Annotated in this window: 11 protein-coding genes and 1 pseudogene; 7 read left to right on the forward strand and 5 right to left on the reverse strand. The window is 56.3% G+C overall.

Features of this window, described 5'->3' with window-relative positions:
• Positions 1-165: 165 nt before the first annotated feature.
• The 3 genes and pseudogenes from RYA97_RS26670 to RYA97_RS24110 all read right to left on the reverse strand — a co-directional run bounded on the left by RYA97_RS26670 (position 166) and on the right by RYA97_RS24110 (position 2852).
• Positions 166-1035, reverse strand: a complete 870-nt coding sequence (locus RYA97_RS26670) for a methyl-accepting chemotaxis protein (RefSeq protein ID WP_371911629.1) — start codon at positions 1033-1035, stop codon at positions 166-168.
• Positions 1036-2307, reverse strand: a pseudogene (locus RYA97_RS26675) (HAMP domain-containing protein); the annotation flags it as partial.
• 320 nt (positions 2308-2627) lie between these two features.
• Positions 2628-2852 carry a DUF6555 family protein gene (locus tag RYA97_RS24110; RefSeq protein WP_002555969.1) on the reverse strand — a complete coding sequence of 75 codons (225 nt, stop codon included), beginning with the start codon at positions 2850-2852 and terminating at the stop codon, positions 2628-2630.
• 425 nt (positions 2853-3277) lie between these two features.
• On the opposite strand from RYA97_RS24110, the gene RYA97_RS24115 reads away from it, so the two are divergent.
• A complete protein-coding gene (locus RYA97_RS24115; RefSeq protein ID WP_002555970.1) occupies positions 3278-4159 on the forward strand; it encodes a manganese catalase family protein in 882 nt (293 codons plus the stop codon).
• 38 nt (positions 4160-4197) lie between these two features.
• Positions 4198-4395: a hypothetical protein gene (locus tag RYA97_RS24120; RefSeq protein WP_005744917.1), complete on the forward strand. Its 198-nt coding sequence runs from the start codon at positions 4198-4200 to the stop codon at positions 4393-4395.
• Between the two features lie 270 nt (positions 4396-4665).
• On the opposite strand, the gene RYA97_RS24125 is transcribed toward RYA97_RS24120, so the two are convergent.
• Together RYA97_RS24125 and cysC are read right to left on the reverse strand one after the other, a co-directional pair.
• Entirely contained in the window at positions 4666-5184 is a 519-nt protein-coding gene (locus RYA97_RS24125) for a DUF4142 domain-containing protein (RefSeq protein WP_005781391.1), read from the reverse strand.
• A gap of 152 nt (positions 5185-5336) precedes the next feature.
• The gene (gene cysC, locus RYA97_RS24130) at positions 5337-5939 is read right to left on the reverse strand and encodes an adenylyl-sulfate kinase (RefSeq protein WP_004666622.1); all 603 of its coding nucleotides are present in this window, start codon (positions 5937-5939) and stop codon (positions 5337-5339) included.
• 216 nt (positions 5940-6155) lie between these two features.
• Here cysC and RYA97_RS24135 point away from each other — a divergent pair, with 216 nt between their 5' ends.
• The 5 genes from RYA97_RS24135 (at position 6156) to RYA97_RS24155 (ending at position 12589) form a co-directional block, all read left to right on the forward strand.
• Positions 6156-7607: an iron-containing redox enzyme family protein gene (locus RYA97_RS24135; protein ID WP_316893222.1), complete on the forward strand. Its 1452-nt coding sequence runs from the start codon at positions 6156-6158 to the stop codon at positions 7605-7607.
• Positions 7604-8548, forward strand: coding sequence for a methyltransferase (locus RYA97_RS24140; RefSeq protein ID WP_005781386.1), 945 nt, complete (start codon positions 7604-7606; stop codon positions 8546-8548). The genes RYA97_RS24135 and RYA97_RS24140 overlap by 4 nt, the downstream gene beginning before the upstream one ends.
• A 174-nt stretch (positions 8549-8722) precedes the next feature.
• Entirely contained in the window at positions 8723-9136 is a 414-nt protein-coding gene (locus tag RYA97_RS24145; protein WP_005781384.1) for a VOC family protein, read from the forward strand.
• 529 nt (positions 9137-9665) lie between these two features.
• Positions 9666-11810 (forward strand): TonB-dependent receptor, encoded by a 2145-nt coding sequence (locus RYA97_RS24150; protein ID WP_316893225.1) that lies wholly within the window; start codon positions 9666-9668, stop codon positions 11808-11810.
• Complete coding sequence (locus RYA97_RS24155; RefSeq protein ID WP_005756911.1) at positions 11810-12589, forward strand: ABC transporter ATP-binding protein; 780 nt, start codon at positions 11810-11812, stop codon at positions 12587-12589. The genes RYA97_RS24150 and RYA97_RS24155 overlap by 1 nt, the downstream gene beginning before the upstream one ends.
• Position 12590 lies beyond the last annotated feature (1 nt).

Below are 12590 nucleotides of genomic sequence, written 5' to 3' on the forward strand. Positions count from 1 at the left end.
GCTTTTTGTGCGCGACGAAAGAGCTGAAGATTTGTTTTTATGGACAGCAAACCCGCGCGCCAGAGCTATCGGCTGCAGAAGAGCAAAACTTGATCAAAAAAAGGCAATCAGCGTTCGAACGCCGATTCGAGAGGAGAATCGGGGGGCTGCAAGCCCCCGATCCGGTCAGGCAGTCAGCTTGAAACGCGCCACGACATTGCGCATGTCGGTGGCAACTCGCGCCAGTTCTTCGGCAGTGACCGCATTGTTGTCGATACCCAGCATCAAGGTCCCGGAGCTGTTGCGGATCTCCATGACATTACGGTTGATGTCTTCGGAAACCGCATGCTGCTGCACCGCGGCGCTGGCGATCTGAGTGTTCATCTCGACGATACGCTCGACGCCCTGGCTGATGCTCGACAGGCTGCCAGAAGCATCGCTGGCGGCACTGATGCACGCTTGAGCCTTTTGCTGGCCGGCCTGCATCTGCTGCACGGCAACCTCGGTGGCACTTTGCAGTTGCTGGATGATGTTGCGGATTTCTTCGGTCGACGCCTGAGTGCGCGAAGCCAGTGTGCGGACTTCATCAGCCACCACAGCAAACCCACGGCCTTGCTCGCCAGCCCGGGCCGCTTCGATGGCAGCATTCAGGGCCAGCAAGTTGGTCTGATCGGCAATCGTACTGATGACCTGAATAACCCCACCAATCGACTGACTGTGCAGGGCCAGCGCCTGGACTTTCTGGGCGCTGACTTCCACTTCTTCAGCCAGAGCCTGAATGGTCGAGTGGGCCTGATGCATGATGCGCAGCCCGTTACGCGAGGCAGTGTTCGCTTCATCAGCAGCCAGCGCAGCACCTTCGGTGTTCTGCGCTACGTCGGCCACGCTTGTGGTCATTTCGTTGATGGCCGTCGCCACTTGCTCGGTTTCAGCCTGTTGCGCGTTCATCGACTGCTTGGCCAGACCGATGGAGGTGCCCAGGCGGGCAGCTACATCAGACAGCTCGTATGACGTGCGGTCCATGTGCGAAATGGAGCTGGCGAATGCTTCGGCCATCAGGTTCAGACCGTTGGCGATGTCAGCCACTTCGTCCTTGCTGCTCACCTGTACACGGGCGCTCAGATCACCGTCGGCCAGGCGACGGGTGACGCCCAGCAGACCATCAATGGTCAGGCGCAGGGCACGGTAGATGCTGAAGAACGCATAGAGCAACAGCAAGCCCATGATTACGCACATGGCAATCACGACTTCGCGTTGCAGCAAGAGCGCGTCGTAACGCGTATCCAGTTCACCTTGAAGCGCACTCTGGATTTCGTCCTGGGCCTTATAAAGCCCGGCTACCACGGCGTTACCGCGCGCGCTCAGCGCCTGCCCCTGCTGCACCGAGAACTCTGTACCTTTAACGTAGGCGTGCAGGTCGTTGCGAAAGCTGTCCATCGTCGAGGTGGCCGAAGCGATAGGGTCGCCAATGCGGGCAGCAAGCTCTGGAGCACGACGCTTGAGCAGTCGAATGCTTTGCTCCAGCTCCGCGCGAAATTGCAGTTCGATCTTCAACAGGCTTTCAAGCGAGCCGCGCATCGGTACGCTTAGCCCCTGACCGGTACTCAAACCGGCTGTGATACCCCGGATCTGACCAGCCACGTTGATTTCTCTGGGCATACGAATGGTGCTCAGGTCGATCAGAAACAGCGACGCATAATCTTCGTCGAGCACCATGCCCGAGGTAGCCGAGACGTAATAGATAAAGTTGAGTGTTTGGGCCAGTTGCTCATTCCACTGTGCAAACGCCTCGTCTTGCGAAAGACCAGGCTTGAGACTTTCCATCAGGGAGCGCGCACCTTCGCGAAGACGCTGCACGCGACTCTCGGTCTCCAGCAGACGTCCTTGACGGGCATCCATGTCGGCGAGGTTACCAAGCGCTGTTTCAAGCTGGGTGCGGTTGCTGGCCAGATCCTGGGCAGCGGAGGCATCGCCGGCGAGCAAACGGTTGGTTGCTGCACGCTGCAGCATGGAGAGTCGCAGAACGGGTGTCATGACATGCAGGTATTCGCGACCGATACGTTCCTGGGCAACGGTGTCGATGCTCGCATTCAGACTGTTGAAAACCCGAAGACCAAGAACGATCAGCGGGATGACAATGATGATGGCTAAAACGGCAAACTTGGCAGGGAACCGCAGGCGATTGGTAAGGTAAATACCAGGCGAAAGGATGTTCATAGTGGTCTCTATTTTAATTAGGGTGCCCGATCCGGCTGAAAAAGCTCCTTTATTTCTTTGCATCACGGCAGGTGCAAGGTCAGTGGTACCACCTCGAAGGGAATCATCCATTCAGATAGAGGCATAGTGACATCACTTCAGAGCTGTGCCCTATCAGGGAAGTTCAATGAGGCCATAATCTGATACCGGGCTATCGGCAGGGCCACGTAGAACGTGAGGTTGCGGGGATTTGCGGCGGGGAGCGGAAGCGGGGTGTGAGGTGCGGAGCTTGCGATGAACGCTGATCCAAATGAGGTGAATTCAGCTCAGTATGGCGGGAAACGGGTGTCCATCCGGCAGATCTGCCGACCACAGATTTTTCAGCGCGTACACCGTCGTGCGGCATCGTGACGCACGACGGTGAGCTTCATAGCGTTTTGAACGAGGACCTTTCAAGCCCTCGTCCACTCCACGTTCGACAACCCGAGCTTTTCAGCTTGAGGCTTGCTCAGCTTTGGTACCGGGTCGGAACGGTACTTGGGGATCGCACCGAATCCTGCATCCACCGACGCCCAGTGCCAGGCTTCTTTATTGTCCATGACAACCGCTCTTATATAGAACGTCTTGTAACTGCCATGCAGCAGGTAATCGATACGGTAGTGTTTTTCATCAGCCATTGTGGTGCTCCTGCTTTGTCGACTCGCAAAACAGATCGCAGGGTTTTCGAAAAATTCAAAATATTAATGCCATAATGTAAGCGATATCATATAGCCACCCTCACTCATGCCGATAGGGATGGCCGCAAGGCTATGACAACTAATAGACTTTGTTTATAACCCGTCTTTTTTGAATTTTTCGCCAACATAGACGGCTTACGCTCTGAGCATTGCCTGCGGGGCCTCTGAACTAAGAGTGTGTTGTTTTTCAAACATTCAGCGAATAAGAAAATTCTATTGAACCCGGATTTTCAGGCCGTTCATCCCGTTCACTAAATTTATACGCAACGTCTACATCCCCGCTTTCTCATATCCAGTGACTGCGTTGAATAAAACCCATCCAGGTGGGTTGACGCTTCCCAAAAGATCACGCCTGAGGATACGACATGTTTATTCATAACAAGCGGCTTCAATATACCGTGCGGGTAGCTAGACCAAACCCTGGACTGGCCAATCTTCTGCTGGAACAGTTCGGCGGTGCCCAAGGCGAGCTGGCAGCAGCCGGACGTTATTTCACTCAAGGGTTGAGCGAGGAGGATCCAGGCCGTAAAGACCTGCTGATGGACATCGCCACCGAAGAGTTGAGCCACCTGGAAATAGTCGGCTCGATTATTGTCATGCTCAACAAAGGCGCCAAAGGTCAATTGGCTGAAGGCATCGAAGAAGAAGGCGAGCTTTACCGCTCCATCAACGGCAATGGCAACGACTCCCATATCACCAGCCTGCTGTACGGGGCCGGTGCGCCGTTGACCAACTCTGCCGGTGTGCCTTTTACGGCGGCCTACATCGATACCATTGGCGAGCCAACGGCTGACTTCCGCTCCAACATCGCTGCGGAATCCAGAGCGAAGATTGTTTACGAGCGTTTGATGAACGTGACAGATGACCCGGGCGTGAAAGAGGCACTGGGCTTTCTGATGACACGTGAAATCGCTCACCAGTTGTCTTTCGAAAAAGCCCTGCACGCCATCCAGCCCAACTTCCCGCAGGGCAAGCTGCCAGGCATGCCGGAATTCACCAACAAGTACTTCAACATGTCCGGTGAACCCAATGTACGCGGTCCGTGGAACCAGGGCGGTGTCTGGGAGTATGTGGAATCGCCACAACCGGCTGTCGATGGCGGCGATGGCACTGCTTCCGTCACGCTGGATGCCAAGGATGCAGAAGTGCTGGAAATGATGAAGGAGCGGACCCAGTCAGATCCGACTGCCAACCCTATTACCGGTGCGGATCTGGGTTCTGGTTTTGTACAGGGCAAAAATGTTTGAAACGGGTTTAAGCCTGTCTTGTTCAGGAGAACGGAATCATGAAAAAACTTCGCTCCCGTAAATCTCTCCCGTCTCAGGGCGAGTTGGATACTGCGTTGACCGACGTGGTGTTTGTAAAAGGGCTTCGTGCTTTCGAGGCTCAGGCGCTGCTCGCACGTCGGGGTCTTCAGGTGGTGATGGCTATGAAGGTCTTCGGAGTTGGAACCTTGCTTGATAACAACCTGCCAGAACGCTGATCACATTCGGTCATCAATGGCACACGTTCTATAAGGCGAGTCCCCGGGCAGGCTGGACACCAGCCTTGCCTGTGGATAAGTCACTCGGTTACTGAAAAGGGTATAACCATGACTCGTATGACCATAGAAAATTTGTTCATTCACGAACGCTCAGATGTTTGCAGCGCCGAAAGTCATATCATTCAGTGACGTCTCAATAGCCGCATGACGTTACCTCTCGCCAGGAAGATGTCATCATGCGCAATATCCCATCACGTTTTTACAGTTACATCACTTTTTGGCAGCGTCGTCGCCATGCGCAGCAGAAAGTTTTTTCGCATGTTCAAGATGCTGCTCAAGTATTGGTAACGTGGCTTTGGCAAACGCCTTGAGCTCGGGGTCATCACCGTTCTCGGCCTCTTCCTTGTACAGTTTGGTCGCCTGCTCATGCGCAATGACCTGAGTATTGGCATACGCTTGATCAAACGACTTCTTGTGCATTTCCAGAATGGCGGCCTCGGCTTTGTCCATCAGTATGGGGTCCTCGGACAGTTCAAGGTTCTTGCCTTTGGCAATCGCTGCCAGCTTATCGTTAGCAGCCGTGTGGTCTGTGACCATTTGCTGAGCAAACTTCTTCACGTCGGCAGACACACCCTTCTCATCCTGTACAAGCTTGCCGACCAGAACTTCTGCGATCCCTGCTGCAGAAGCATCTTTTACAAAGTCATCAGCGTCCTGCGCAGCGGTAGCCACTTGAGAGCCTAGCGAAAGCACGATGGCAATGGCGCTCATGCGAAAATAATTGTTCATTTTCGATCATCCTTGTGTGGGCTGAATACATCATCGTTATCGACGATATAGACGTTTTGACCCACGCCCAAAACCTGTGTTCAGCCTGTCCGACCGCTTGCAGCAAAAGGCCGATGTCGATGATCCTGAACCCAGCAGGTGAGCCAGCCAGCTTATGTATTCAGACTGAGCAGTCGTAAAACTCGCTCAAGACAGTCATCCATTGATAATTGACTGGTATCAAGACAAAGGGCGGCGCCAGCAGGCGGTTCGTAAGGGGCGCTGATGCCGGTAAAGTCTTTCAACTCGCCTGCCAACGCCCGGCGATAAAGCCCTTTAGGGTCACGCTGAATGCAGGTTTCAAGCGGTGTGCTGATAAACACTTCGATGAAGCGTTCGTGGCCAATGATCGAGCGAGCGGCTTCCCGGTCGGCCTCATAGGGCGAAATGAACGACGAGATAACGATCAGGCCTGCGTCATTCATCAACCGGGCGACTTCAGCGATGCGCCTGATGTTCTCCGAACGGTCTGCCGCAGCAAACCCCAGATCCCGGCACAAACCCTGACGTATATTGTCGCCATCCAGGGTATACGCAAGCCTGCCAAGGTCCATCAACGCTCGCTCCAGTGCAAACGCTATGGTGGATTTTCCGGAGCCGCTGAATCCGGTCAGCCAGACTGTTTTCGGCGTTTGCTTCAAATGCTGCTCACGGTCTGTCGAGGACACTTGGCTGGTTTGCCAGACAAGGTTCTGTACGCCATGTGAGTTGTCCATGATCGCCTGTTCCTGATGTGCACACAGAACGAGAATACATTTTTTCCGCGAGGCATTCGTGCTCATGGAATAACCACATCTGCCACCTATCGGCCCTCGGCAAAATACGCTGAATTTCCCCGTATCACGATACTCACTTATCTACGCTGCATAGAAAACAGAAAGTCTCGCGTGACCGCGTCAATCGTGATTTTCAACTGCCGAGGTACGATTTTCATGACGTCTCTTCAAGTAATGACTGGCAATGCCGTCGTCAAAACCGTCGTTGAAGAAGCCTGTTCAAAAACCGTCTATCAATCATGGATGAGTGAACGTGCTCCAGAATATCAACACGATGCGGTCATGTTTCTGAATCACTGCCTGGCCCAGGCCGAGCGGGAAAACTGCGACCTTCCGGCTCAGCCTGAAGCGCTGGAACACTGGATGGAGCAGAACGTAGGGGCCGTAGCGGATCACTATGCGCTCTACCTTGAACAACGTCGCGCCGGGCAGCCCAGGCGATTTTTCAAGACCAAGGCTCACGCGATGTATTTCATTCAGCAGGTCGCGCCGACCAAGCTGGTTGACGGTGCATGGCTGTATGGCTTGCTGCCGCATTGGGCAGACTACCGTTTTCACGGTCTGATTCGTACTTACCTGGAAGAACTGGGCGACGGCGAACAGGCGCAGAATCATGTCTCCCTTTATCGCAAGTTGCTGGCCGACCTGGACTGCGACACCAGCGCCCCACTGGCAGATGATGCCTACCTGCAAGGCGCCATTCAGCTGTCATTGGGGCAACTGAGCGAGCAGTACCTTCCCGAGGTGATTGGTTACAACCTGGGCTACGAACAGCTGCCGCTGCATTTGCTCATCACATCGTTCGAACTGAATGAACTGGGCATCGACCCTTATTACTTTACGCTGCATGTGACGATCGATAACGCCAGCACCGGCCACGCACGCAAGGCTGCGCAGAGCGTTCTTGAGCTGTTGCCTGTGGGCCAGGAACGCGACGAATTTTATCGCCGTGTCGCCAATGGCTACAGGCTGAACGAGTTGGGCATGGGCTCTACCCAGGTCATCCAGTCGTTCGATCTGGAGCAGGAAGTGATCGCCATGCTGGAGCGCAAGCGGACCTTTGGTCAGCACATGCATTCCGACTATTGCCGTCTGGACGGCAAGACGGTCAACGAGTGGCTTGCCGAGCCCGACCAGATCCCGGAGTTTCTTGCCGTGCTGCAAAACAGGGGCTGGATCAAGCGTCACGAAGACCCTCTCAATAGCCGCTTCTGGAAATTGTTCGAAGGGGTCGGTGCACCGATGTTCGGCGTGTTCAATGGCTACGAAAAGCAATTGGTGCACGACTGGATCGCCGGCGAATGGGTGTCGGATGGCAGCGCTCAGCAGCCTGTCGGCAAGCGGCTGCCGGAAGCATTTCGATCCCGTTTCCGCAATCTGCAAGGCGGCGCTCAGCCATCGCCGGTTCTTGCCGTGCCTGTGTCGGCGGATGCTGACCCGGATGTGCGCGAGCTGCACATGAAACTCGAGTCGGCAGCAGCGTCCGAGAAGATGTCCACGTTGATCGAAAGCATGTCCCCGGCAAGGCACGCGACAGCCGCCGGGGTGCATGCCACTCGCCTGTTTGTCAGCAGCATGGCCGAGCGAGTGACAGGAGCCCGCCCATGACTCATTCACTGCCCGACAGCGCCGCGCTGATTGCGCTCGCCCAGCGCCTCAAAACCAGTGGCTATCGTTTCATCACGCCCACGCCGTTGACTCATCAATACGTCAATCAACGCTCGGAAAACCGCATTGCCGCGTCACTGCGGGATGTCTTCGGCTGGAGCCGTACGATACCGGAATCCATGCTTCCGGTTGCAGAGGCTCAAGGGCTTTTGGAAGCCGGTATTCTTCAACGCAGCGAAGACGGCTTGAAGAGCCGGGTGAGATTTTCAAGCCTGGATGACTTGTTGCTGGTGCATTCCGCGTTTCCTACCGGCGATGAAGACTCGGTGTTTTTCGGTCCGGATACCTATCGCTTTGCGCACTCCATCAATCGTCATCTGCAAGGCACTTCACACTCGATCAGCCGTGCTGTCGACATCGGCTGTGGCACCGGCGCTGGTGCCCTGCTGATCGCAGTTGCGCGCCCGCAGGCGCAGGTCTACGCCGTCGACATCAACCCCAAGGCCCTGCATTTCGCTCAGACCAACGCCAGGGTGGCCGGGCTGGAAAACATGCAATGCTGCCACAGCGACATCCTCTCGGGTCTGACGGGCAACTTCGACCTCATCGTTGCCAACCCGCCGTATATGAAAGACGCCAAACGCCGCGCCTACCGCCACGGTGGTGACGCATTGGGCGCGGACCTGTCAGTGCGCATCCTGCGCGAATCACTGGATCGCCTTACCCCGGGCGGCTCGTTGGTGCTCTATACCGGCGTGGCCATGGTGGGCGAGCACGACCCGTTCTTCGAGGCCGTACGCAACGATATCGATCATGCGGCGCTGGCATGGACCTATCGCGAACTGGACCCGGATGTGTTTGGCGAAGAGTTGCTTGAAGAGGGTTACGAAGACGTGGACCGCATTGCAGCGGTGGAGCTGGTGGTGACAAGGCGGGCATAGAAATGCCCCGCAGGCCCACTTCGGTGTCCTTTAATAGTTCAGGCTTATAACGCACATAAGAACCGAGCATTGGTCAGCCCGTCGGCCTCCCGGTAAAACTTGCCACACGCCCTTGATCAACGAGAAGCCGTTGATCAGGGAAGACTTGTCGCAAAACGGAAGGGATGACACCGCATGCTACGACTCAACAAAATTATCGAAACGGCGCTCTATGTAGAGAACCTCGCCAAGGCCAGGGACTTTTATTCCGACACCCTTGAACTGGAGGTCATGTTTGAAAGCCCTACATTGGTGGCATTCAATGTGGGCGGTGTAAGTACCTTGCTGCTGTTCAAATGCGGAGCTTCACTGCAGACGCAGTATCTGAGCGGCGGAGAAATACCGCCTCATGATGCGCAAGGGCGAATTCATGTGTGCTTCGCTATCAACGCCGACCAGATGCAACCCTGGGCTGATCGCCTTGCTCAGGCAGAAGTCGCCATTGAAGGCCGGACTGAATGGCCCCGGGGCGGATCAAGCATTTACTTCCGCGACCCCGATGAAAATCTCGTCGAGTTGCTGACGCCAGGGTGCTGGGCGATTTATTGAGTCGTTATTGATCCGTAATCCCAGCATATTTCTTTGCCGCATGCTGCTCAGCGAGCACGGCGTTCGTGATTTTTTCGATGTAATCAAACACCTCTTCCTGCACTGAATATACGCAATGCTCGCGGCGGTTTTTGGAGACAGTAAATGACCCGGCAGATCCTCCGGATCGAGCGAAACGCCTGGAGGCACGGCCAGGGTTTCGCCGGTTTGCTCAATCCTCGTGACAGGCTGAACCCTTGCCGGTCGATGCAGAGGGAAGCCCGCGAGCTTTAGCGATTCCTGATGCCGGGCATATCCAGCCAGATGCATGGGAAAATCCTTTGTCAGTCTACGCGTCCAGGTTTTTCTTACTCAGCAAAGAAAATCCTGACTTCGAGCGACTGCGCTCGTTTTTTCTTGATTAACCAGTGATAAGCGTAGGTCTTCTCACATCCTTGGAGAAAAACAGACGTGTATATCGCCGCCAAAATGTTATGTTATAACACTAACAAATCATCAAGCGCAGTCCTCCAAAGCGACCCTTCAATCCATGATCAGCCCTCTTTTCCAGTCCCGCCGTGTAGTCACAACCCTCTGCCTGCTGGCCAGCAGCGCAGGTTACGCAAACGCTTCCGAACAGGTCGAGCTTGCCCCGTCCATGATTAAGGCTACGGCCCAGTCGCAAGATGGAGAGCATCTCGATTCAGTTACCCATGCCGGTTCTCGCCTGTCATTGACGGCCTTGCAGACCCCGGCCAGCACCAGCTCGCTAAATGGGGACGAGGTGCGCAGTCGCGGTGACGAAAATGTGCAGCAGGCTGTGGCCCGCAGCCCCGGTATCACGGCGATCGGTACACCCGGCGACGGAGGCACGGCGTTGTCCGCGCGTGGTTTCACAGGTCAGGGCTCGGTGATGCAATTGTATGACGGCAGCCGCATGTACAGCGCCATGGGCACCGTCACCATGCCGGTGGATACCTGGGCAATCGACCGCATTGAAGTGCTGCGCGGCCCGGCCTCCGTACTCTATGGCGAAGGCGCTACCGGGGCAGTGATCAATGTCATTCCCAAGAAACCTTTTGAAGGCGATATCGAAAACCACCTGCGCCTTGGCTACGGTTCGTACGATACCCAGCAGACCGCGCTGGACAGCGGCGGCTCGTTAACCGATCAATTGAGTTACCGTTTGAACCTCAATCAGCTGCGCAGCAACGGCTGGATCGATGACGGCGACTCGCAAAGCACTTTCTTCAGTGGTGCCCTGCGCTGGCAGGCCAGCGAAGACCTGACGTTCACCCTCGCCCATGACGGCGGCAATCAGCGCCCGATGAACTACTTCGGCGTGCCGATGATCAATGGCCGTTATCACGAAGGCTTGCGAGACAAGAACTACAACATCGAGAACGACAAGCAACATTACGACGACCAATGGACGCGGCTGACCACCGACTGGCAGATCTCCGACCGGCTCACCTCATCCAACGAGCTTTACTACCTGACCTCGCACCGACGCTGGCAGAACGCCGAAAACTACAACTGGGACGCTGCTACTCAGCAGCTGTCGCGCAGCGGCTATTTCAGCATCAAGCACAATCAGGAGCAGGTGGGAGATCGGCAGACGTTCACCTTCAAACACAGCCTGGGCGGGCTGGATAGCCAGAGTGTGCTGGGAATGGACGTCAACCGTATCCGTTTCAAGCTGACCAACAATTCGCCCTACAACGATGTGAATCCCGCGGGAGACCCCATTGATATCGAACATCCGGCACCGGGCAATCTTCAGAGTGCGTCGCCCTATTCGGAGCTGTTCAAAAGCACGACCCGACAACTGTCGGTCTTCGGGGAAAACCGCACGCAACTGAGCGACCAACTCTCGGTGATCACAGGCGTGCGCCGTGACTACGTGGATATCGAACGCAACGCCCTGCGTGATGACAGCCGCACAGAAAAGGACCTGATCGGCAACAACTGGAAAATCGGACTGGTTTACGCGCTGACGCCGGACAGCTCTGCCTACGCTCAATACTCGACCAGCACCGATGGCGTTGGCAGCCTTGTCTCGCTCAACCCCACACAGCAACAATTCGACCTCGCCACCGCCAGGCAATCGGAGGTGGGTTTCAAACAGGCCCTGTGGGACCAGCGCCTGGAGTGGACGCTGGCGGCTTACCATATCGTCAAGAAAAAGCTGCTCACTACCGATGCCGGCAATCCTGACCTCACCCAACAGGTAGGCCAGCAGTCTTCCGACGGGCTTGAGGCCAGCATGAAGCTGCAACTGCCGCAGGACTGGGCCCTGACCGCCAACGCGGCCTTCGTTCGTGCGCGCTATGACCAATTTGATCAGAGCGTATCGGGCGTGGCCGTCTCGCGTGACGGCAATACACCCGTCGATGTGCCAAAGCGCACGGCCAACCTGTGGCTCGACAAACAGCTCGGCAGCGCTGTACAGATCGGCGCCGGGCTGCGCTACGTCGACAGCCGATACGCCGATATCGCCAACACCAGCGAACTGCCCGCCTACACCGTGGCCGACGCCAGCCTGTCATGGAAAGCACTGCGCAATACCACGCTCGGCTTGCAGGCGCGCAATCTGTTTGATCGGCAATACGCAGCGAGTCAGTACAACGAAGGCCAGCAATGGATTCTGGGTGAACCCCGCTCGCTGTACGTGACTGCGGACCTGAGTTTCTGATGCTTGCGCTAGAGCGTATCGCATGGGCGCCGGAACAGGCGTCGGTCTGCGCGCACGAACACTTCGCCCTGAAAGATATCGACCTGCAGATCGCTGCCGGCGAGTTTGTCGGCCTGATCGGTCCCAATGGTAGCGGCAAGACCAGCCTGCTGCGCTGCGCATTCCGCTACAGTCGTCCGCACAGTGGCAAGGTTGCGATCAGCGCTCACGATATCTGGTCCCGCAGCCCGCGCTGGTGCGCCCGGCACGTCGCAGTGGTTGCTCAGGAATTCCCCGATGCATTCGGCCTGACGCTGCTGGACGTGACGAGCATGGGCCGCGCGCCTCATCAGGGCTTCTTCGCTGCGGACAGCGCCCACGACCGCGCGATTGTGCAGAGCGCTTTGAACGCCGTAGGGCTGGCGGGCTATGAACAGCATCGGTTCGACACATTGTCCGGCGGCGAGAAACAGCGTTGCCTGCTGGCGCGGGCACTGGTGCAAGAACCTCGGTTAATGGTGCTGGACGAGCCGACCAATCACCTGGACCCGCGCCATCAACTGGAACTGCTGGGGCTGGTCAAGCAGCTCGGCGTGGCGACGCTGGCCAGTATCCATGACCTGAATCTGGCGGCGGCATTCTGTGATCGCCTGTGTGTCATTCATCACGGCAGGCTCATTGCGCAAGGCACGCCCCAGGAAGTGCTGACCCCGGAAATGCTGCTCCACGTATTCGGCGCCAAGGCGCTGGTCGACAGCCACCCTCTGCGTGATTACCCGCGCATTACCTGGATACCCTGAA

It is taken from the genome of Pseudomonas syringae group sp. 26L6 (genome assembly GCF_032587815.1).
GTDB classification, from domain to species: domain Bacteria; phylum Pseudomonadota; class Gammaproteobacteria; order Pseudomonadales; family Pseudomonadaceae; genus Aquipseudomonas; species Aquipseudomonas amygdali.

Coding starts and splice junctions, on each gene's coding strand:
- RYA97_RS26670 (WP_371911629.1), bottom strand. CDS start 1,035: ATGGCCGAAGCATTCGCCAGCTCCATTTCGCACATGGACCGCACGTCA.
- RYA97_RS24110 (WP_002555969.1), bottom strand. CDS start 2,852: ATGGCTGATGAAAAACACTACCGTATCGATTACCTGCTGCATGGCAGT.
- RYA97_RS24115 (WP_002555970.1), top strand. CDS start 3,278: ATGTTTATTCATAACAAGCGGCTTCAATATACCGTGCGGGTAGCTAGA.
- RYA97_RS24120 (WP_005744917.1), top strand. CDS start 4,198: ATGAAAAAACTTCGCTCCCGTAAATCTCTCCCGTCTCAGGGCGAGTTG.
- RYA97_RS24125 (WP_005781391.1), bottom strand. CDS start 5,184: ATGAACAATTATTTTCGCATGAGCGCCATTGCCATCGTGCTTTCGCTA.
- cysC (WP_004666622.1), bottom strand. CDS start 5,939: ATGGACAACTCACATGGCGTACAGAACCTTGTCTGGCAAACCAGCCAA.
- RYA97_RS24135 (WP_316893222.1), top strand. CDS start 6,156: ATGACGTCTCTTCAAGTAATGACTGGCAATGCCGTCGTCAAAACCGTC.
- RYA97_RS24140 (WP_005781386.1), top strand. CDS start 7,604: ATGACTCATTCACTGCCCGACAGCGCCGCGCTGATTGCGCTCGCCCAG.
- RYA97_RS24145 (WP_005781384.1), top strand. CDS start 8,723: ATGCTACGACTCAACAAAATTATCGAAACGGCGCTCTATGTAGAGAAC.
- RYA97_RS24150 (WP_316893225.1), top strand. CDS start 9,666: ATGATCAGCCCTCTTTTCCAGTCCCGCCGTGTAGTCACAACCCTCTGC.
- RYA97_RS24155 (WP_005756911.1), top strand. CDS start 11,810: ATGCTTGCGCTAGAGCGTATCGCATGGGCGCCGGAACAGGCGTCGGTC.